Genomic DNA, 22,094 nt, shown 5'->3' with positions numbered 1-22,094 from the left:
TTCTGGAAGAGTGTTTCCTGCAAACTAACGCTATTATTATATAAACCAGCTATTTCATAGATAAGTCATCAATTGCTTGGACAGCTAATTCCAATGATTTGATTCTTCTTTCTAACAGTGTATGCTGGGGACTGCCTGCCTTTGCTTTAGCATAAATCATCTTAATTGATGGGAATAAGCCTCTAAGAATATGGCGGGCTTCTGCCAAATCTTCCTGCGTATAATGATGGGGTCTCTCGTTCCAAACGTATTCCAGCACAGCTAAGCCTACGTAAAGAGCCTTGAGTCGTTTTTCCAGCAAGGTTGTATTAGCACCTTTCTGCGTCATTTGAGCCAACGCATTTTCGGACTTACGGATTGTTGACTGAAAGGATTTTATTGATTCTTGTTTATGCGCGTTTGTTACATGATCCATGATAGTACTGCCCCCTTTTCTTCTTTGAATTCTGCTGCTTGAATACCGGTAAAGCCATTTACATGCTATGTTCACTTGCAGTTTATTTTCACACCGCAGCTGATGCAATATCGGAAGAATCATGCATCAAAAGCTTCCTTCCTCCATAAAAAACGGCACAAACCCAACTTGTGGTTTGTGCCGTTTTCTTATACATGTAATGGTACGGGTGGTTCTGGTATATCTGATACGACATCTGCCTCTGTCAGACGGAGTGGACATACTGTAAAACCAGCGTCGAATTCTTCCTGAAGCTTCAGGTCTTCTGCCTGTCCTGGTGCTATACTTACTTCTTCATGTGATAAATCAACGCTCAAGATTTTATCGATTGTATGTTCAATCATCACTTGCTGCTTTCCTGAAAGTTCAAAAAGACCGTTCAGTAAATAAGGCTTGACCGCTTCCTCAATGAAACGCTGTGCATCTTCAAGACAGCTGAATTCAAGGATTTTTTCGACCGAAGATCTTACTTCTTTCTTTTCACGTTTACGCTGACCATTTAGATCCTCCACTTGGCGTATAATGCCGGATAATCTTTTTTGTGCGAGCTCGACTAAATGATTTTGCGTACTATACAAGTTTTCAAGCACGAGCGTTTCATGGCGTTTTATCGTATTATAAAGCGCCTCACACTTTGTTTGCAGCTGATCTAGGTTGCGTTTTTCCCGCATGACCGAAATATTTTCATTATATTGAGCAGGATTCCCCTTCTCGATTCCCTTGCCGAACGCTTTACGGTGCTGCGTATCAAGGACGCCGTATGCCTGCATGTACTCGACATGGAGCTTCCGGTATTCACGGACTGACTGCTGGTAGTGCAGGGCATAATATTCAAATTCTTCAATCTTCTCGTCGCGCAAGTATAGTTCACTCGTCAGCGTTTGCAATAGCTGATACAGCGTCTCGACAGACTTGAAGACATTGCATACTTGCTGGCATTCTTGTTTATAAGCACTTAATAATGCGATATCCCGCTGCTGGCGAGTATACTCAAACTCCTCTTCTCCAGCGTATTGCTTTAAGCTTTCCATAGCAGATTGATAAGGCTCTCTTGTTTTAATATATTCGATTTCCTTATGGAAATAATTCAGCCAATCAATCAATCGGTCGATTATATGCTCTATTTTTTTTCCCTTATTCTCTGATAAGGCCGCAATCAACTCCATCAGTTCCAAATAACCTGACTCCTCAAGCATCTGTGAATCTTGTGTCAGACCTGCAAGCAGAGCCATTTTGGCAGAGACAGGATACATATAGCCTACTTGATCACCGTAACGTATCTTTTCAGATACAGCAAAATCAGCCGCATCGCCAGTATCGATTCCATTGATAATGAAATGGGGCTTTATATCACGTTGGTTATATTTTTCCAGCAGAGAGAGCTCTGCGTAGGTAGCCTCTTCTCCATTGCGGATCACCCAGAAAATTTCATCCGCTCTTTCAACAAGCAGTTCTGAAAAATATGCAGACTGTCCAGTTGGCATTTGCAGGGCCATGGAGTCAACAAATGTCACGTTTTTCAAAAAATCATGATTGATAAATACTTCTACATAATCGATATACTCCCGGATGATTTGGGCAACTTCAACATCCGAGGTAGTTAACAATTCAATTTTATCGATATCAAACGTAGCTACCATGCCATCGAGGAACACAGCCCTGATGCATTCTTCCTCTCCATATCGAATAAACGTATTTGCGCTTGTTGAAAGCTCATTATGTACAGTTAATACTTCTCGTCCTAACAAGCCATTAATTACCGTAGACTTACCTACTCTTTCCTTCCCGATTACGAGGATTGTAGCAGGTGAGAGTGCATCGTCAAGTATGCGTTTTAAACGGTGCGACGTGTCTTTAATATACGTATTTTGGCTTATTAGACCGTGTAAAGATTTGAATCGTTCAATTAATTGCTGTAAAGGAATAGATGAAGTGATTGATTCGGCTTCTACCTCTTTTGTATGTCCTATCATGCAATCAACCCCTTTCCGCATTCTGTCTCCATTATAAAGGAAGCCATTACCCCCATAAATATGGAAATGTCTTAAACGTTAAATTTGATGCTTGCTGCTTATAAGCCGGTTCTATTTTTAGGTATAAAAACACAGGACTAAAGAATGCCGCTCTTTAAATTTCCAACTTGGAACTATATGATTTTTTCCCACAGAAGAAAAAACAATGATATGATAGGGTAAGATTTTTTAAGAGAGGTTTTTTATGAAAGAATATAAACAACAATGGTTCGGTAATATCCGAGCTGATATTTTAGCCGGCTTAGTAGTTGCACTTGCACTTATTCCAGAAGCTATCGCATTTTCTATTTTGGCGGGAGTGGATCCTATGGTCGGTCTTTATGCTTCCTTTATTATAGCGGTGACGATAAGTTTTGTCGGAGGAAGACCCGCCATGATTTCAGCCGCTACAGGGGCGATGGCTCTTGTCATTGTCTCGCTAGTGAAAGACCACGGCCTGGAATATTTATTGGCGGCAACCATTTTGACCGGGATTATTCAAATCCTGTTTGGCGCAGCCAAAATCGACCGTTTGATGAAGTTTATCCCGAATGCCGTAATGCTCGGCTTTGTTAACTCTCTGGCGATATTAGTATTTATCGCACAGACGCCCCACTTCATCGGGGGCACTATGATGACATGGGTATTCCTGCTTTTAACGATTGGACTCATCTACCTTATTCCATTCCTGATTAAAGGAATTCCGGCTCCGCTGATTGCCGTTGTGATTTTATCCGCTGTCGTCGTTTTTTTAGGGATTGATTTGAAAACCGTCGGAGATATGGGGTCTATTTCGCAAACGTTGCCAACATTCCTTATTCCAAACATTCCTTTTACGTGGGAGACACTCTCCATTATCCTTCCTTATTCATTAGCGCTAGCCGTTGTTGGATTAATGGAATCCTTACTGACTGCTGCTATTTTGGATGATATGACAGATTCAGAAAGTAATAAAAATCAGGAGGCGCGCGGTCAGGGTATCGCCAATATCATCAACGGCTTTTTCGGTGGCATGGCCGGCTGTGCGATGATTGGGCAATCTGTTATCAATGTAAAATCAGGTGCTCGAGGGCGATTATCTACGTTTGTTGCAGGCGCATTTTTAATGTTTTTAATTCTCGTGTTGGGAGATTATGTCATCCAGATTCCGATGCCCGTTTTAGCCGGGGTGATGGTTGTCGTGTGTATTACGCAGTTCGATTGGAGCTCGTTTAAATACACATTTACTGCACCAAAGCAGGATGTATTCGTTATGCTGCTGACGATCGCTGTCGTGCTTTACACGCACAATCTTGCAATCGGTGTCGTGTCAGGTGTGCTCGTAAGCGCCATGTTCTTTGTATCGAAACTATCCACAGTAAAGATAAGCGAGGAAAACGGTCACTTTTATGTCAAAGGACAGCTGTTCTTTGCTTCAACAGAAAGCCTGTTACATTATTTTAAAAAAGCTGATACGTATGGAAGTATTATCATCGATTTATCAGAAAGTCATATCTGGGATGAATCAGCTGTGATGGCGCTCATAAAAGTTAAGGAAATGCTTGCAGCCAAGCACATAGACGTTCAATTTTGCGGCATGAACGTTCCAAGTACAAAGCTGCTCGAAAAAATCACGGGACAGCAGACAATTTAAAATGATGATCGGTAGTCCCCGGTCTATCTAATATTGCGCACAATTACAGCAACATGCTGCTGTTTTTAAACCGCTCCCCAACAGTTGGAACTGTTGGGGGGCTTTTTTTCTATACATTTATAGAAGGAAAACACCGAAAAACGGAATTTTCAGCAGCTATATGGAATATGTATGTTGTATTGCAGACCCTACAGACAAGCAATACGGCAAGTAAGCCGCAACTTACAAATACATAACAATAAAGGGGATCTAAATGAAATTTTGTACAAACTGTGGTGCCGATTTGAAACAGACAGCACGCTTCTGCATGAAATGCGGAAAAGAAATTGTGGATGTGCAAGAAGAATCTATCCGAACTTCCCTCCTTTCAGGAATCAGCTTTAGAAAAATGAACATAACTTGGACAAAGCGGCAAACTATTTTTTATAGTCTCATCAGCGGATTGGCCTTGATTCTTCTCATTTGTCATCTTGTTTTATCAAGTATGGCAAGTCCGGAAAAAAAAGTCCGGGCACTGGAGGAATTGCTGCTTGAAAAAGATGCGGAAGCTTTATATGACATGCTGATGATAGAGAAAGATGTACAAGGTACGCCCGAACAATTACTTCGTTTTCTAACCGCTGAGGACATCCATTCCTCCATATCCAGCTTGATAGAAACTGCTGAACGAGCAGCAAAAACAAAATCCAACCAGCTTTGGGGCAGCAAACTTTTCGAATCCGGGGATTTACTTTCCATTAAGCATCGCAAACTGTTGTTTTACAATACAGTTGACATTACGCCTCTTACTGTGGAAATGAAAGTTTTAATACCCGCCGAGTCAACGATTACTGTGGCAGAAAAAGACTTTTCATCAGAGACAGAACAGGCAGTGAATATAGGTACGTTCATTCCAGGAGAATATGACATTTCCTACGATGCGCATGTTACGATTGTCCCTCTGCGCGGGAAAGGATCCTTGCTTGTACCCTCTTTGGGCGGTGAAAAACAATCGGTTACGCTGGAGGAGATTGTTGAAGGTGAAACAGTAACGCTGCAATCTGCCTTTGATGGACTACTCTATATTAATGGCAAATCAACCAATCATTATGTTTCAGAAATGAGCTCCTTATTTCCCGTTTCATTTAATGAGAATTTAAAACTGAAAGTCGTGGCTAAGGATGTGAACGGCAGTGAAATGCACTCCAACGAGCTTCCCCTAACGAGCAATGAGCTTGTGTTTGAATTTCCAACCTTAACAGAGAAAAAGAGCAAAAAATGGAGCATTGATACGTTAAAAGAACAGGCAGATGCGTTATTTACTCAATTACAAGATGATTATCAAAACATCCTGAAGTCGATTGATTTTATTATGCCGTAAGGAGTAGTTGTATCTATTGCTCTATCATTGCCTTATGTATTAACAGGAAGAAAAAATAGAAAGAGGTTGAAAGAATGCAGAACTGCCATGCGTGCGGTTATGAACAGCAACTAGGAAATTTTTGTGGAAGCTGCGGGACCCCTTTAATCAGCGATACAGCACAAATTATCAGTCCGATTTCAGAATCTGCTGCCCCTTCCCACATAGAAGCTCCTTCAAGATACAAGCCAAAAAGACGCTCTGCCAGCCAAGATGTCCAGCCTAACAAACTACAAGTGGAGGTTCGGGCTTATCTAGCTTATTTTAAAGCGGCAATAATAAATCCGACAAATGCACTCGAAGCACCCCTCCCTGCTAAAACTTTTGCCACTACCCTTATTCTACTAATTATTTCGGCAGTACTTGCCACCTACGGCTTAACCGGTGATGTATTAGGCGTTTTCGTTGATAGAGGTTCCTTCCTCTTGTCTATGGCACTTCTTTATAGCTTGCTTATGATCATCAGCTTGATTGCTACCTATTTAGTGACCTATTTTTTTGCCGAATCACAAGGGGTACTCGGTACGTTGAAAGTATTATCCGGCTTCTATCCAGTCGTCATCATTCTGAATGCAGCATGCTTCCTTCTCCACCTGCTCGGGACAACAAAATTGGCTCTCTTCCTATTTGTCATAGCGGTTCTGCTAGTTTGTATTCTAATCGGTGCATTTGTGACAGTCGATGCCGTTCGCCAAAGCTCGAAATCCATCAATGGCTTCTATGCCTACATCATCTATTTTCTCGTTTCATTTGTCATGCTTGCCTATGTCTCTTCTACAATTGCCCGTTCTATCCTCGATGATTTCATGAAGAGCGTCTCCTTTTTAGGATAAGTGGAAAAGTATTTTAATCTGCAGATTTTGCGGGAGGCTTATCTTCCCGCCTTTTTTCAGTTTGCGCATATGGTTTCTTCCTGTAGTTACTAAAAAAATAGTGCTTCCCCGCTCCCAGGTATTTATAATTACATCGTACCAGAAGATTTAGCTAATCAGTTTGAATCAAGTAGTTAAGGAGGATGTAGGAAAATGAAATATGAAGCAACATTAAAAGAACTCATTGCAAACGATGCCACTCTTATGGCGATGTTAACGGCTGTAGAGTCTCTTCATTTAAACGATTCGTGGATTTGTGCAGGCATCATCAGAAGTAAGGTATGGGATAGCATCCAGCAATGTACAACACGAGTACAGGATATTGATGTCATTTATTATGATCCCGCTGATACTTCAATTGAAAAGGAAAAGATGCTGGAAGATCGCCTAAAAAGTTTACTGCCAGGCTTCCCTTGGTCTGTAAAAAATCAGGCCCGGATGCATAAGAAAAACAACCTTCCCCCTTTTCGTTCATCTTGCGAAGGTGTCGCCCATTTTCCAGAAACACCGACTGCCGTTGCGGTTAGAATCCAGGATGGTGAGCTCTTCATCATGGCTCCATACGGTCTGAATGATTTGTTCGCGATGATTGTTCGTCCTACACCCAACTATCAGGCACAGGAATCATTGTCTTATGTATATAAAAAGAGAATGCTTGAAAAACAATGGGAGAAAAGCTGGCCGACGATTACTATTGAGCGGTAAGCAGCCACCTATTCAATAAACGCAGAAAAGAAGCGGGGACAAAACAAAAGCATTTTTCTCAAGTGGAAAGATGCTTTTTTTTCGATACGGTGAAAATTGACTTCCGATACGGGTACGCTTTCCGCGGGCACGTCCTGAGTCTGTACTCTCGAGCGACGAGCTATTCCCGCAGGAAGCTTTACTTTGCATTGAAAGCTTAGCGGCAGATGTACGCCCCCTGCCCTTTCATCTATTTCGAAAGTATCGAATTGTCATTACAGTTTCACGCTGATTTTGTTGTGATTTCTACTTATGTCCCAGCGTCTTCACCTTCAAACATTTCGTATTTTCCAATAATTTAATAAAAGCGTTTTCAATGAGTAAAAATAATCTCTGTTCATTTTCTTGTCAAAAACTGCATGAATCATTCCATTTTTCAAGTAAAATCCATTGATGTCAGACGTCTGTCGATATATAATAATAATATCAAAACACCTCATTGGAGATGACATACTTGAACACACCTATTCAAAGCTACGTAGAAAAAATCCAGGCAGCATTGTTGAATGACATGGTGACAGAAAACAAATTGGATTTATACGATATTGCAAGCGATATGATAGCAAAAAATGATAAAGCCGACTTCGCACTTATTTGCCAAGCATACGAAGTTGTTAAACATCACCTGGTTGGATAAACTGACAACTATCATGTGTTACACTTCGTGAATGGTCACTAATACACGCACACATTCGTGCGTTTACCATAGATTCCCCTATTTCGCTTCCTTACAATAGTAAGGAAGTTTTTTGTTGCTGAAGTTGCTCGGCCATGACCGTCAGTAAATTCCCCCGTAATAAAACAAACGGTATTTTGCTCTCCTTCCCACCCAAGATACACTACGAGGAAACTAAACTGTTTTTCTTTGAAATCTCCTCGATTAAATCTTTCCTGTATATATAAATCGGCGTATAGATAGATGATAGAAAGTCTATTCTAACGTCAAGGAAGGAGCTAGGACTGTACATGTTTGAGAAACAAAAGCAGAATATTAAAAATGAATCTGAAGATTATAAAGGCTTAGAAATAGACGGTATCTTTCCTCCATTAAAAAAAGAGTTTTTTACTGAGTTACAGGAAATCACCAATTCCCCTGCGGATTTAATTATAAAAGATGTTACAGAAACTATTACGGTTGCTTATATAGAAAACTTGGTTGACGGCCAAGTATTAAATGACCAAATTATTTCAGTATTAGATAAAAGTAAACCAAGCAAGCCAGAGGCGCTCCCTCAGATTTTAGCCATTCCTAAATTTAAGTTAGCGACACAAAAAAAAGAAATTATTTATGATTTATTAAATGGTTATGTTTTGATCCATATAGAGGGGCATAACCAAGTTGGTCTGGCAAATATTATCGCTGCTCCGACACGCTCATTAGCAGCACCGGAAAACGAATCACAGGTAATCGGCTCGCAAGTCGGCTTCAATGAAAGTTTGGCAACGAATGTTTCACTAGTTCGCAGATTGATTAGAAACCCTAATCTTTGCAATGAGGAATATTCTGTCGGCAGGCAAACAAATACCCCTTTTTCTGTACTATATGTAAAAGCAATTGCTGCTGACGAAAATATTGATATCGTTCGTGAAAGGATCGCAAACCTTAAAATCGAAGACCTGATTGACAGTGCCATGCTGGCTGAGTTGATTGAGGATAATTCTTATTCCGTTTTCCCCCAAATGCTGTTGACGGAACGTCCAGACCGATTTTGCGATGGGCTGTTAAACGGAAAGATAGGAATTATTGTAGAAGGAAGCTCCATGGCTATATTATGCCCCTATTCATTTGTAGAATTTTTCCATAGCCGTGAGGAGCAGAACCTTCGGTGGCAACTGGCTACATTTATCCGGCTGCTTAGATTCTCTGCTGTTTTTTTATCTATTTTTTTAACACCGATGTACGTTGCATCATTAACGTTTCATTATGAGATTATCCCGCAGCCGCTTCTTATACCGTTAAGTGAGTCAAGAGCCATTGTACCGTTTCCTCCTATAATAGAAGCACTTGTTCTAGAGTTAATTATCGAGCTGCTAAGGGAGGCCGGAGCGAGGCTGCCTACAAAAGTTGGCCAAACAATCGGTATCGTTGGCGGTATTGTAATTGGAACAGCGGCAGTACAGGCAGGTATCACAAGCAATATTCTTATCATTATTGTTGCATTATGTGCCCTAGCCTCATTTACTACACCAAATTATATGATGGGTAATGTTATTCGACTACTTCGGTTCCCGATTATCTTTTTAGCTGGTTTTTGGGGATATTACGGTATTATGTTAGCCTTTTGTTTATTAGCAATACATCTTTTAAGACAGACAAGTCTTGGCGCACCTTATATGTCGCCTTTATATCCTCCAAGAATCCTGGATTGGGGAACAGCTATTATCCGTTTACCAATCGGTTTATTGAAAACACGTGCGACGAGCAATGGGACATTTAACCGAAAAGTGCATAATGAAAAAGCCAAGCCTCAAAGAGATGATGTGATGAAAGAATGAAAAGTATGAACCCTATGAATCCTAAACATCAGATAAATGCATTTTTAATTGTAGCCATAATCAGCGCCAACCAAGTAGGAGTTGGCGTTATGGGGTTTCAGCAGCAATTATATCAACATGCAAAACAAGACGCCTGGATCTCAGTAATCATCAGCTTTCTTCTCGCACATTTAGTTATCTTCATTATGATAAAAACACTGGAGATATATCAAACAAATGATATCTATGAGATCAATCAGGATATATTCGGTAAATTCATCGGTAATTTTCTAAACGTGCTCTACATCACTTATTGCGGCTCCATCTTTTTTGTCATTTTAAAAACTTATATAGAAGTAATCAATACATGGGTTTTCTATAATTTGAGTCCTTGGTTCTTATCTGCTACTTTACTGCTTCTCCTCATTTATACCTTTACAGGAACGTTAAAAGTCATTGTCGGGGTTAGCTTTTTTAGCTTTGTCATAACATATGTCTGGCTATTCTCACTCATCCCCCCGCTAGAATATGCAGAAGTAAATTATTTATTACCTGTTCTTGAAAGTAGTATTGTAGACATATTGAAGGGTACTTACTCCATGACGTTTACGATTGTTGGGTTTGAAATTCTTAATATTGTTTACCCTTATATAAAGGATAAAAAGAAAGTAAATCGCTATGCTCATCTAGGGTTATTAGGTACATTAATAATGTATTTTCCCATTTTGCTTGTTTCATTAATGTACTTTAGCGGAGAGCAGTTATCCAAAACAGTTTGGCCAACACTCACAATGCTTAGTATTGTACGTTTACCCTTCATCGAGCGAATTGATATTTTCATGATTTGCTTCGGTGTCGTCATCATTCTACCAAACCTTTGCTTATATGCATGGGCTGTATACCGCGGGGTGAACAGTATCATTAAAATAAGTTTATCAGCATTCATTTGGGCTTTTAGCGGTCTGATGTTCATTCTTAGTTGTCTTGTTCAAACGATGACTCAGCTAAATGATATTAGTGCAATATTTACTCATGTAGGCTTCTTTACTGTTTTTGTATTTCCCTTCTTTTTATATTTCCTGGCACTAATAAAAAGGAAATTTAGAAAAACACAGGTGACTCAATGATGAAAAAATTTAAAGTAATAGTTCTTGTAGTTGTCTTTATAGTTCTATTAGGGGGATGTGCAGAACAGAAAGTTCTTGAAGATTTAAGTTTAACAACACTCATTGGATACGATGCAGGCGATGAAGAAAATCTAACTACAACAGCCATTATACGTCAAATCAATCCCGAGTTTGAAAGCAATGTGGAAACGATCTCTGCTTCAGCCAGAACAAGCAAGGGCACGAGGGAAGAAGTTAGTTTGAAGGCATCCAAGAAAGTAGCAGTAGGACAATTAAGGGTTGTCGTATTTGGTGAAGAATTAGCCAAGGCGGGTCTTGGGCAATCCCTCTATACCCTGCTGATGAATCCCGAAATCAGTAACGGTATTTACTTAGGTGTAGTGGAAGGAGAAGCCAAGTCTTTCCTTGAATATCAATATGAAAACATAACAGATGTAAGCCAGCACATGTTCAACCTATTAGGACATAATATTGAACGAGAAAAATCGATTTCCTCCACGCTGCATGAAGTTGGGCGTGATTATTATTCACCTACACGTCAAATAGTGCTGCCAATAATTAAGAGGGAAGAAAACTTAATTAAAATTACAGGAATTGCTTTTTTCCAAAACGAACGCATGGTTGGAAGACTTCCCGCAAAAGATATGTTTTATGTAAAAATAATTAGAGATGGCTTTGAAAGAGGAACATTTGAGCTTGTCTTCGATGGAGAGAAATTTGAATCTGTTTCTACAGGAGACACCCCTGATGAGCTAGCCTTTGCGATGGATGCCATTAAAACAAAAAAGACGATTAAATTAATTGATCAAAATACACCTGAATACGATTTAAATATTAAAATAAGTGTACGATTAACCGAAGTCGATGCTTCTATCAACACAGGGGATAAGAAAACGCTAGAACTGCTCGAAAAAGAAATAAACGAAAAAGTGGAGAGTGAAATCGCTAGAATAATTCAGTACACACAAGACCTAAATTCGGACGTATTTGGTTTCGGTGAACATTTTGAAAGTCACGTAAGAGGTTCTAACCTAACGCATGAAGAACTAGATGAGATGTATCCAAACATGAAAGTGAATATTCATGTCAAAAGTGAAATAGTAAGAGATGGTGTTTTTGGGGCAGAATAGGTTTTCTCTCTATAAAGGAACTTTAAGAATGCTTCATCTAACTACCGTTACAGATGAAGCATTCTTGTATTTTTAATACCATTTCGATTCAAAACGAACTACATGTCAGCTTTCAATTTATTTGTACTCCATGAGGAGGCTTCCCTCTTAAAACGAGAAAGCTCGGGATCTTTTTTATTTGGCGCTTTTATCCGTACAGGCAAGCTTTTCAGCCACTTCAGCTGGTATGACAGGATAATTGATAAGATCGCTACACGCCATCCACACAAGCTCGTACGTCCCCTCACCTGTCGTAAACTCCTCTGCTGTCCCGCTCCCCAGCTCACCGCCGCTTATGGAGGCATGGAAGTAAAACTGTCGTACACCGTTAAACTTCACTTCTGCAAAACAGCTGCCAAGGTCAACTTGTACACCCAGCTCCTCATAAGCCTCCCGTCTAGCTGTCATTTCAGGTGTCTCACCCTTTTCCGCTTTGCCGCCCGGAAATACGTAATAAACCTGATTTTTTTTTACACGCTTGATCAGCAAAACATGTTCATTTTCTACTATGATGACTCTTCCAGAATGCTTCATTCACTACCCTGCTCTTCCAAAAGTTTTTCATCTACTTTAATTTCCGGATTTCTCTCTATCAGTAACTTGACAAATGCTTGCCTGTCCCTTGGAGAAATAAGAGCAATTCCCATTCCCTTATTATAGAGAACTTCGATCCGATTAAACGATAAAGCGGGCGCTGAAGATGGATTATAGGTTTTTGTTAACTTATATATAGACGCAATCGGTATGACCGCTTTCGTAAAACCCGTTTTAACAATGAGCTCTTCCCCCGTCACCTCATAGCCTGTCTTACACCAGGCCCATCCAAAAAATGCTCCAATAATTGCTGTAATGAGTAAAGCGGCTAAATTGCCATCCATAAAAAACGGAATAGAGCATGCAGCCACCGCTCCCCATACAACAATCCCTACTAGAACATCCTTTTTTGAAGTAAAGTACATGATAACCCCCTGTTTTTCCAATTTATACTCTATACACTATACCGTAAATGCCTGATATTTGACATGCTATTATAAAAATCGCTACTGTTGTTGTACGAGGAGGCGAATCAAATGAAAATTGCAATCATTGGTGCCGGTATTGGCGGATTGTCTGCAGCCCTTGCTTTACATGATCATGACCTCTACATATTTGAAAAACGTTCAACGTTTGAACCACTGGGAACAGGCATTGGAATTGGTTCAAATGCAATGCTTGCCCTTGCCAGCATTGGACTTGCCGATTGGGTGAAGGAGTATGGACATTCGCTGTCACTTCAAAAACTTCTAGATGCAAACGGCCGGCTGTTAAACACAATCGATTTTGGCGAGTTCAAACGCCGATATGGTCAGGAAAATATCACCATTCATCGCGGTGATTTGCATCAACTATTATATGATGCCTGCTCCAAGGTCACTCTGGCATTTCAAAAGAAATGTATTTCCGTTCAGCAGGAGAATAATCAAGTCTCGGTATATTTTGAAGATGGCACAATGGACCGTTTCGATCTGCTGATTGCTGCTGATGGCATCTACTCAAAAATACGGCAAACTCTTTATCCTCATAGTATGCCCCAATATGCCGGTTATACATGCTGGCGCGGTATTACCAAGCAGCCCGCATACTTGGAGCAGCATACGTCTGTCGAGTTGTGGGGTACTGGAAAACGGGTTGGCTATGCACCGCTCGCAAACGGTTCGTTCTATTGGTTTGCCTGTGTCAATGCACGTAAAAATGATCTGTTTTACAAAGGCTTGTCACAAAGAGAAGTCGCTTATTTATTCTCCGACTTTCCCGATGAAGTACAGGACTTTATCCGTTCAACACCAGATGAAGCTTTTCTTCATCATGATTTATATGATATTGCCCCGCCTGACAGCTATGTAGACGGCCGTATTGTTCTGTTAGGAGATGCTGCCCATGCGACAACACCAAATATGGGGCAAGGAGCCGGCCAAGCCATTGAAGATGCGGTTACACTTGGCTCCCTTATTAATAGCTATCCGATTGACGATGCGCTTGAACGTTATGATAACATGCGGGTCTCCCACACAAAAAAGGTAGTGCGCATGTCAAGACAAATCGGCAAACTTTCACAGCTCCAGTCTCCCCTGCTGGCACATGGACGTAACGCGCTGACTCCCTTCATTCCTTCTAGTCTGCTGTTCTGGAGACTGAAGTTTCTTTTTGAAAAATGAGGAAACAGGAGTACTGCCTCATAAGAAAAGTATGGTGAGAACCAATCCAATCGATAGTAGAAATCAAGTAAGAAATCTTTGCGGTTTCCTGCTTGATTTTTAGTTTGATACGGAAAGCTTCTTCTCATCTATAATCAGTAATTGTTGTTAGATGAAACTTACAATTTAAGTAAGTTCTATGTTTTAATATAGATAGAGCAAAAACTGGTGTATGAAGAGAAACTTTTTTGAGGGGGCTAAAATAACGATGATACTAATGATCAACGGCGCTTTTGGAGTGGGCAAAACTACGATCTCAACTGAACTCGTAAAAGTTGTGGAGAATAGTATGTTATATGACCCTGAAGAGGTAGGCTATATGTTAAGAAATATGTTACCTGAAAAAACAAAACGGCTGGAGGCAGAGACAGGGGATTTCCAAGATTTTCACTTATGGAAAACATTAACGGTACATATGGCAGAGTCACTAATATCCACATATCATGTTAACTTGATTGTTCCGATGACGATTAGAAAGCCTGAGTACCTTCATTATATCCTTAATGGGTTTAGCAGTATTGATCCCCACACGTACCACTTCTGTTTAACAGCAAGTAAGGACACGATTTATCAAAGGCTGCGGGAACGTGGAGAAGCAGAAGGGAATTGGTGTTTTCAACAAACTGATAAATGTTTACAAGCATATGATGAACATGATTTTGGTGAATATATAGACACGGAAAATGTGCCCTTAGCTGCTATAGTGAAAACAATAAAGGAAAAGTTAAATCTTCCTTTCACTATTATTTAATTATCCAATCAACTGCCCTTTACCAAGTATAGAAAAGCTTAGCACCCTGTTTGCGCTAAGCTATTTATGTTTGATTTCATCATAGCAAGACCGGGCTTTTTAATAGCCCAGTTTGTTTCATATATTCAACGTTTCTTACATTGACGCCCCTAATATCCATAAAACTCCGCGAAATAGAGAAAACCTGTTTTTTTGACGGCATAATGACTCAGTATCCCCTCTGTCGCTTTTTCGATTGGCGGATCGGTCAATGTATAGATTTTCGTGTCCTGCTCCATTTCCCCATCATACACATCATACACATCTACCAAAATTTCGCTTGACAAAGCCTTAATTGGATAGCCCATTAGGAAGACGTGCGTTCGCAGTGCTGCATGAGGTGTTATATGAAGCAAAACAAAAATGAGCAGTACCCCTATAATCCATAAATATTTCTTCATTCTGCTTCCCCCTTGGAAGTTACTCCCTCCATATAATAAACGAAACGACACTTGCTTTAGCTGCGAATAGAAGGACTTTTATGCTTTGTTAGGCTTCACAAAAGCACCGGTTATATAATTCTTAATAAAAATCACAGTGCACAGCCCATTCCTTTGTTATCTCGTTATAGAAAAAATAAAAACTGCCGCTATCGACTATATTGAAATATGCTTTTTCATCAGAGCTTATTTGAAAGACAAAGTGATAGTCTTCGCCGAATGAGACGCCGCTCTGTATATAAGACGCATATCCGCCGACTTTATGCATAGGATATACATCCTCCACGATATCATCATGGTAGTCGAGCACGTTCCCCGACTCAAGGCGTACGATTTCATCTTCAATTTCCGGATCAAAATCAGCTGAATCCCACGCGGGTGCATCATTATCAACAAGGGACGGAATTAACGGAAATGGTTTCATCCGTGTAGATTGGTCATTTACTTTATGTAATCCATCTAACGTTGTATAACAATTTATCTTAAAAAACGGTGCTAGATTTTCCCTCGTCAGCTCGTTAAAAACTGCGTAATCCATATAAACTGTCAGCAGCTGATAGTCCTCCAGTTCTTTCGGACAATACGGTGGTTTTTCAAGAAACAAGGTACAGAGCGGTTCAAAATTGGGTGGAATTTCTGTCTTCCCCTGCCCCCACAGGACCTTGCCAATCCAGCTTTCCCCTAGCTCCTCAGTCGGTCTGATCCCGCCTGTCTTAAAAATTGTTGCATGTTTAAAGATCGCTTCTTTCATTTCACTGCTATTCAAAAGGACCCTCCCCCTACTAAATTTTTATTTAAATATACCATATATCCCTATTATTTCTACTTTAGTTCAATGAAAAAACCCTCGGTAAACCGAGGGTGTAAGATTATTATTCAAATACTAAACGTTTCTCTTCATAAGCTTTAATGTGATCTTCATACTGGAACGTAAGGGAAATTTCATCCCAGCCGTTCAGCAGCATTTTTTTATAGTAAGGGTCGATGTTGAACGTATATGTTTTGCCATAGCCAGTCGTTACGGTCTGTTCTTCTAGGTTCACTTCGATTTCCTGCGCCTGTTCGATTCCTTTTGCCAGCAGCTCGTCACATTCTGCTTCTGTTAAACGAATCGGTAAGATTCCGTTTTTGAAGCAGTTATTGTGGAAAATGTCCGCAAATGAAGGTGCGATCACTACCCGGAAACCATAGTCCAGAATAGCCCACGGAGCATGCTCACGGGAAGAACCGCAGCCGAAGTTGTCCTGTGCTACTAAAATTTCAGCACCGTTATAAGCCGGCTTGTTTAAAACAAAATCCTCATTCGGATTGCCATTTTCGTCAAAACGCCAGTGATAGAAGACGAACTGGCCAAAACCTGTACGCTCGATCCGCTTTAAAAATTCTTTTGAAATAATTTGGTCAGTATCTACATTTTTACGGTCAAGCGGTGCATAGATGCTCTTGACAATATTAATTGGTTCCATAAAGTTCTCTCCCTTACGCTTGTTGCTTTGCAAATTCACGAACGTCTACAAAACGGCCGTGGATGGCTGCAGCGGCTGCCATTGCCGGTGATACTAAGTGTGTACGTGCGCCAGCTCCTTGACGGCCTTCAAAGTTTCGGTTGGACGTTGATGCACAGCGTTCGCCAGATGGAATCACATCTTCATTCATCCCAAGACATGCGGAACATCCTGACTCGCGCCATTCAAAACCTGCCTCCAGGAATATTTGATGCAGGCCTTCCTTTTCCGCTTCCTTTTTCGTTGACCATGAACCTGGTACAACGATTCCTTTTACACCCGGTGCCAATTTTCGGCCGCGTACAATTTCTGCTGCTGTACGAAGATCCGAAATACGTGAATTCGTGCAAGAACCAATAAACACATGCTGGATTTCGATATCCGTAATCTTTTGACCTTCTTTAAGGTCCATGTATTTTAGCGCCTTTTCTAATGCCCCACGGTCTGCTTCATTGTCATAATTCGTTTTCGTTGGTACTGTTTTCGATACGCCAACGCCCATTGCAGGATTTGTTCCCCATGTAACGATTGGTTCGATTTCCTCTGCATCGATTTCCAATACAACGTCATACGCACAATCAGCGTCTGATGCAAGGCTTAACCAGTACTGTGCAGCCTCTTCAAATTGCTTTTGCGGTGCAAAGCGTCGTCCACGAAGGAATTCCACTGTTTTTTCGTCAGGAGAGATCAGCCCTGCTTTTGCGCCTGCTTCCACGGACATGTTACAGACTGTCATCCGTTCCTCCATCGATAGCGCACGAATTGCTTCTCCCGTATATTCGACGATATGTCCTGTACCGACCCCGATACCCCATTTGGCAATGATCGCTAAAATAATATCCTTCGCTGCTACGCCAACGCCCAGTTTTCCGTTGACACGGATTTCCATTGTCGGCGGTTTTGTTTGCCAAAGCGTTTGTGTGCTCAGTACGTGTTCTACTTCGGACGTACCAATTCCAAAAGCCAGCGCTCCAAATGCACCGTGTGTTGATGTATGTGAGTCACCGCATACGATTGTTTTACCAGGCTGTGTCAATCCAAGCTCCGGACCGATCACATGAACGATTCCTTGGTCTGGATGACCTATATCAGCCAGCTGGACATCAAATTCCTTCGCGTTATCTGCGAGTGTTGTAATCTGCTTTTTCGCAATCGGATCGTTGATTGTCGGAAGGTTTTTTGTCGGTACATTATGATCCATCGTTGCAAAGCAAAGGTCCGTACGGCGTACTTTACGGCCGGCCAGGCGAAGCCCCTCAAACGCCTGTGGACTCGTTACTTCATGAATTAAATGAAGATCGATATACAGTAAATCCGGCTTGCCCTCTTCATGATATACGACATGCTGCTCCCAAATTTTTTCGATTATATTTTTCCCCATTTTCTTCACCAATCCTTAATTATATGAAATCATAATGCTGTCAGAAACGAAGCTTGCATCGATTTCGTTTATGACTTTATCTGTCCATTCATCTGTTGTCAGTACACGATCGTGTGCACGCGCCAAGTCCGCAGTGTAGCAGCCATCTTCGAATACAGCATTGACCGCACGCTCGATTTCAGCTGCTTCTTCTTTCAAGCCAAATGAGTATTGAAGCATCATCGCAACAGACAAAATCGTCGCTGCTGGATTTGCCACACCTTGCCCAGCGATTTCCGGAGCTGAACCATGTACGGGCTCGTATAGACCGAACTGATCACCGCGAATAGACGCTGAAGGCAATACACCAAGTGAGCCTGTAATAACGGACGCTTCGTCGCTCAAGATATCGCCGAACATATTCTCTGTTACAACGACGTCATAGTGACCTGGATTTGTAATCAATTTCATTGCCACTGAATCAACCAAATTATGTTCCACTTCTACATCCGGGTATTGGCATTTTTTCTCCTCTACGACTTCACGCCATAAACGTGATGTATCAAGCACATTTGCTTTATCAACCGAACACAGCTTACCGCGGCGCAGGCGAGCCAGCTCAAAGGCATTATCGACAATGCGCTCGATCTCTGCACGGGAATATACACATGTATCAACAGCTGCCTCGTTCGTCTTCTTGCGCGGCTCTCCGAAGTAGATACCCCCTGTCAATTCACGGACAATCATCAAATCAACATTTTCTGCGACTTCACGTTTTAATGGAGAAGATGCGAGCAGGCTAGGTAACGCTTTGACAGGACGGAGGTTCGCGAATAAATCAAAATGCTTACGGATCTTTAATAAGCCTTTTTCAGGACGTAACTCTGGTGGATTATTATCCCATTTCGGCCCACCTACTGCACCTAATAGCACAGCATCACTTTCCTCACACATAGCAATAGTTTCATCCGGTAATGGATTATTAAATTGGTCGATCGCCGCGCCGCCAATCGCTGCATAGCCAAGATGGAATGTATGATTGTATCGTTTGCCAATCACTTGCAATACTTTTACCGCTGAAGCAACTACTTCAGGTCCAATGCCGTCTCCAGGCAAAACTGTAATTTTCTTTTCCATTTAAAACACCTTTCCTTCTCGCAAATTCGCGTTATTAAAAGAGCACCGAGCCAGTTCATGGCTCTTTCTTTGTCCATAAAGCCGTTTAGAGAAACGCCATCAAACAATACGCTTGATGGCGCCCGCACTTAATTGATGATCGGCTGACGAACACGAATACTTTGTTGGATTAATTGACGATTGACTGCATTCAAGTAGGCTTTTGCAGAAGCTTCCAAGACGTCCTGTGCCGCGTCCCGGCCTGTCACCTGATAGCCGTTATAGCTTAAATTGATGACCGCTTCCCCTAAAGCATCACGGCCTTTGCCGACAGATGTCACACGGTAGTCAAGAATATTCACTGTACCGTTTACAAGCTGCTCAAGCGTATTGAAGATCGCCTCTACTGAACCCGAGCCTGTAGAAGCCAGCATCTTTAGGTCCCCTTCCGGCGTAATCACCGATACAGTGGCAGTCGGAATATTTTCTGTTCCGTACTGCACTTGGACGCTCTTTAATTCGAATAATGCTACATCCTCGAATGATACTTGCTGCTCTGTCAGCAGTGTTACTAAGTCTTCCTCTGTTACTTCTTTCTTGCGGTCAGCAAGCTTTTTGAATTCCTGGAATGCTTTGTTCAGCTTTTCCTCTGTTAATTCGAAGCCCATTTTTATTGCACGGTCGCGGAAAGCTGCACGGCCCGAGTGTTTTCCTAATACGAGCGGCACTTCGCCTTCCCCTACTAACGCCGGTGAAATAATTTCATACGTTTCCGGATTTTTCAGTACGCCATCCTGGTGAATGCCCGATTCATGGGCAAATGCGTTTTTACCGACGACTGCTTTGTTCGGCTGGATGACAACACCTGTCAGACGGCTGACCAGCTGGGAAGATCGTTTGATTTCTTTTAAATTCAAACCCGTTTCCACTTGGTAAATGTCTTTGCGGATGTGTAACGCGACCCCAATTTCCTCTAGCGCTGCGTTACCTGCACGTTCACCGATTCCGTTAATCGTACATTCCACCTGATCTGCGCCATTTTGAATCGCGGCAATTGAGTTGGCTACCGCCATTCCCAAATCGTCATGACAGTGAGCAGAGAATTTCACACGATCTGCGCCGATGCAATTTTCTTTTAGGAAGCGGAACAATGCACCATATTCTTCAGGTGAAGCATATCCTACTGTATCTGGTACGTTGATTGTTGTAGCACCTGCTTTAATCGCCTCGCTAATGATGCGGACAAGGAACTCACGGTCTGAACGGAACCCATCTTCACAAGAGAATTCTACTAACGAGAATTTCTGCTTCGCGTATTTAACAGCTTCGACAGCCTGTTCTACTACTTGATCAGGTGACTTTTTCAGCTTATATTCCATATGGATCGGACTAGTAGCGATGAATGTGTGAACGTGCGGCTGCTCAGCAACCCGCACTGCATCCCATACTGCATCGATGTCGCTTTTTACTGCACGTGCAAGACCGGTAACAATCGAATTCTTCACAGTTTTGGCAATCTGATGCACTGCCTCGAAATCGCCGGGGCTTGAAGCAGGAAACCCTGCTTCAATAATTGTGACACCTAGACGCTCCAGCTGTTTTGCGATTTCGATTTTTTCTGCTGTATTTAAATTAATACCGGCCGACTGCTCTCCATCACGTAGTGTCGTATCAAAAATATCGATTTTCCGCACTATTTCACCACTACTTTCTCTTTGCCTTCGTTGATGAACGGCATCATTGAACGAAGTTTTTTACCAACTTCTTCGATTTGGTGGTTGGCACCATCTTCTTTATATTTCGTGTAGCGCGGGCGGTTCGTTTCATTTTCGTTGATCCAGTCGTTTGCGAATGTACCGTCTTGGATATCAGTAAGTACATCTTTCATGCGTGCCTTAACTGAATCGTCGATGATGCGTGGTCCTGATACATAGTCGCCCCATTCTGCTGTGTCTGAAACCGAGTAGCGCATTGTTTCCATACCGCCTTCAAACATTAGGTCAACAATTAATTTCAGTTCGTGTAATGTTTCGAAGTAAGCAAGCTCTGGCTGGTAGCCCGCTTCCACTAATGTTTCAAAACCAGCTTTTACTAAAGCTGTTGCACCGCCGCAAAGTACTGCCTGCTCACCAAATAGGTCTGTTACTGTCTCTTCTGCAAATGTCGTTTCAAGTAAGCCGCCGCGTGCTGAACCGATTCCTTTTCCATAAGCCAGTGCCAAGTCGCGTGCTTGACCTGTTGCATCTTGATGGATCGCAAATAGTCCGGGAACGCCTGCACCTTGCTGGAATTGGCGGCGTACTAAATGACCAGGTCCCTTTGGTGCTACTAGGAATACGTCAACGTTTTCCGGTGGTGTGATTTGACCAAAGTGTACGTTGAAGCCATGCGCGAACATTAACGCTTTTCCTTCAGTAAGATGCGGAAGGATTTCTGCCTCATATACTGCTTTTTGACGCTCATCCGGAAGCAGGATTTGGATAACATCTGCACTAGCAGCTGCATCTGCAACCGACATAACTGTTACTCCATCTTCACGAGCCTGATCGAATGATTTCCCTGGGCGAACACCTACTACTACGTCAAAACCTGATTCTTTTAAGTTTAAAGCGTGTGCGTGGCCTTGTGAGCCGTACCCGATGATTGCGATTTTTTTCCCTCTTAATACTTGATCGTTGATTTGGTTTTCATAAAACATTGTTGCCATTTTAATAGCCTCCTAAGGTTTCTTTATATTTTATATTTGAAACGGAAAGATCTAGTC

General features: G+C 41.7%; 21 protein-coding genes. 10 read left to right on the top strand and 11 right to left on the bottom strand.

The annotated features are described in order from the left end of the window. Positions 1-49 precede the first annotated feature (49 nt). Both AA0Y26_RS10320 and AA0Y26_RS10315 read right to left on the bottom strand, forming a co-directional pair. The gene (locus AA0Y26_RS10320) at positions 50-415 is read right to left on the bottom strand and encodes a hypothetical protein (RefSeq protein ID WP_413367565.1); all 366 of its coding nucleotides are present in this window, start codon (positions 413-415) and stop codon (positions 50-52) included. 188 nt (positions 416-603) lie between these two features. Then, complete coding sequence (locus AA0Y26_RS10315; RefSeq protein ID WP_413367563.1) at positions 604-2,427, bottom strand: dynamin family protein; 1,824 nt, start codon at positions 2,425-2,427, stop codon at positions 604-606. Positions 2,428-2,671: 244 nt separating this feature from the next. Between AA0Y26_RS10315 and AA0Y26_RS10310 the strand changes: the two genes are divergently transcribed. The 8 genes from AA0Y26_RS10310 to AA0Y26_RS10275 all read left to right on the top strand — a co-directional run bounded on the left by AA0Y26_RS10310 (position 2,672) and on the right by AA0Y26_RS10275 (position 11,846). Continuing rightward, positions 2,672-4,099, top strand: a complete 1,428-nt coding sequence (locus tag AA0Y26_RS10310; RefSeq protein WP_413367561.1) for a SulP family inorganic anion transporter — start codon at positions 2,672-2,674, stop codon at positions 4,097-4,099. 253 nt (positions 4,100-4,352) lie between these two features. Next, positions 4,353-5,459 (top strand): TcaA 3rd/4th domain-containing protein, encoded by a 1,107-nt coding sequence (locus AA0Y26_RS10305; RefSeq protein ID WP_413367559.1) that lies wholly within the window; start codon positions 4,353-4,355, stop codon positions 5,457-5,459. 74 nt (positions 5,460-5,533) lie between these two features. Beyond that, entirely contained in the window at positions 5,534-6,331 is a 798-nt protein-coding gene (locus tag AA0Y26_RS10300; RefSeq protein WP_413367557.1) for a hypothetical protein, read from the top strand. A gap of 192 nt (positions 6,332-6,523) precedes the next feature. Beyond that, positions 6,524-7,075 carry a nucleotidyltransferase family protein gene (locus tag AA0Y26_RS10295; protein WP_413367555.1) on the top strand — a complete coding sequence of 184 codons (552 nt, stop codon included), beginning with the start codon at positions 6,524-6,526 and terminating at the stop codon, positions 7,073-7,075. A 493-nt stretch (positions 7,076-7,568) separates the two neighbouring features. After that, positions 7,569-7,751 (top strand): hypothetical protein, encoded by a 183-nt coding sequence (locus tag AA0Y26_RS10290; protein ID WP_413367553.1) that lies wholly within the window; start codon positions 7,569-7,571, stop codon positions 7,749-7,751. 329 nt (positions 7,752-8,080) lie between these two features. Further along, complete coding sequence (locus tag AA0Y26_RS10285) at positions 8,081-9,610, top strand: spore germination protein (protein WP_413367552.1); 1,530 nt, start codon at positions 8,081-8,083, stop codon at positions 9,608-9,610. Positions 9,611-9,624: 14 nt separating this feature from the next. Next, positions 9,625-10,716: a GerAB/ArcD/ProY family transporter gene (locus AA0Y26_RS10280; RefSeq protein ID WP_413367550.1), complete on the top strand. Its 1,092-nt coding sequence runs from the start codon at positions 9,625-9,627 to the stop codon at positions 10,714-10,716. Continuing rightward, complete coding sequence (locus AA0Y26_RS10275) at positions 10,713-11,846, top strand: Ger(x)C family spore germination protein (protein ID WP_413367548.1); 1,134 nt, start codon at positions 10,713-10,715, stop codon at positions 11,844-11,846. Before AA0Y26_RS10280 ends, AA0Y26_RS10275 begins: the two co-directional genes overlap by 4 nt. Positions 11,847-12,020: 174 nt before the next feature. On the opposite strand, the gene AA0Y26_RS10270 is transcribed toward AA0Y26_RS10275, so the two are convergent. Next, complete coding sequence (locus tag AA0Y26_RS10270; protein ID WP_413367546.1) at positions 12,021-12,419, bottom strand: NUDIX hydrolase; 399 nt, start codon at positions 12,417-12,419, stop codon at positions 12,021-12,023. After that, positions 12,416-12,844, bottom strand: coding sequence for a PH domain-containing protein (locus AA0Y26_RS10265; protein ID WP_413367544.1), 429 nt, complete (start codon positions 12,842-12,844; stop codon positions 12,416-12,418). Before AA0Y26_RS10265 ends, AA0Y26_RS10270 begins: the two co-directional genes overlap by 4 nt. A 111-nt stretch (positions 12,845-12,955) precedes the next feature. Here AA0Y26_RS10265 and AA0Y26_RS10260 point away from each other — a divergent pair, with 111 nt between their 5' ends. Together AA0Y26_RS10260 and AA0Y26_RS10255 are read left to right on the top strand one after the other, a co-directional pair. Beyond that, the gene (locus AA0Y26_RS10260) at positions 12,956-14,080 is read left to right on the top strand and encodes an FAD-dependent monooxygenase (RefSeq protein ID WP_413367542.1); all 1,125 of its coding nucleotides are present in this window, start codon (positions 12,956-12,958) and stop codon (positions 14,078-14,080) included. A gap of 247 nt (positions 14,081-14,327) precedes the next feature. After that, entirely contained in the window at positions 14,328-14,870 is a 543-nt protein-coding gene (locus tag AA0Y26_RS10255) for an AAA family ATPase (RefSeq protein WP_413367540.1), read from the top strand. Positions 14,871-15,019: 149 nt separating this feature from the next. Here AA0Y26_RS10255 and AA0Y26_RS10250 read toward each other — a convergent pair whose 3' ends face one another. The 7 genes from AA0Y26_RS10250 to ilvC form a co-directional block, all read right to left on the bottom strand. After that, positions 15,020-15,310, bottom strand: a complete 291-nt coding sequence (locus AA0Y26_RS10250) for a hypothetical protein (RefSeq protein WP_413367539.1) — start codon at positions 15,308-15,310, stop codon at positions 15,020-15,022. Between the two features lie 121 nt (positions 15,311-15,431). Next, the gene (locus tag AA0Y26_RS10245; RefSeq protein ID WP_413367537.1) at positions 15,432-16,115 is read right to left on the bottom strand and encodes a DUF1963 domain-containing protein; all 684 of its coding nucleotides are present in this window, start codon (positions 16,113-16,115) and stop codon (positions 15,432-15,434) included. Between the two features lie 106 nt (positions 16,116-16,221). Then, on the bottom strand, positions 16,222-16,815 hold the full coding sequence (gene leuD / locus AA0Y26_RS10240) for a 3-isopropylmalate dehydratase small subunit (protein WP_413367535.1): 594 nt from the start codon (positions 16,813-16,815) through the stop codon (positions 16,222-16,224). Positions 16,816-16,828: 13 nt separating this feature from the next. Next, positions 16,829-18,235, bottom strand: a complete 1,407-nt coding sequence (leuC, locus tag AA0Y26_RS10235) for a 3-isopropylmalate dehydratase large subunit (protein ID WP_413367533.1) — start codon at positions 18,233-18,235, stop codon at positions 16,829-16,831. A gap of 15 nt (positions 18,236-18,250) precedes the next feature. Further along, positions 18,251-19,351 carry a 3-isopropylmalate dehydrogenase gene (leuB, locus tag AA0Y26_RS10230; RefSeq protein WP_413367531.1) on the bottom strand — a complete coding sequence of 367 codons (1,101 nt, stop codon included), beginning with the start codon at positions 19,349-19,351 and terminating at the stop codon, positions 18,251-18,253. Positions 19,352-19,479: 128 nt separating this feature from the next. Then, positions 19,480-21,024, bottom strand: a complete 1,545-nt coding sequence (locus AA0Y26_RS10225; RefSeq protein WP_413367529.1) for a 2-isopropylmalate synthase — start codon at positions 21,022-21,024, stop codon at positions 19,480-19,482. Continuing rightward, on the bottom strand, positions 21,024-22,037 hold the full coding sequence (gene ilvC / locus AA0Y26_RS10220) for a ketol-acid reductoisomerase (RefSeq protein ID WP_413367527.1): 1,014 nt from the start codon (positions 22,035-22,037) through the stop codon (positions 21,024-21,026). Before ilvC ends, AA0Y26_RS10225 begins: the two co-directional genes overlap by 1 nt. Between the last annotated feature and the right edge of the window lie 57 nt (positions 22,038-22,094).

Source organism: Lysinibacillus canaveralius, from assembly GCF_047301505.1.
Taxonomy (GTDB): Bacteria; Bacillota; Bacilli; order Bacillales_A; family Planococcaceae; genus Lysinibacillus_B.
This window is presented reverse-complemented; position numbering and strand designations above follow the sequence as displayed.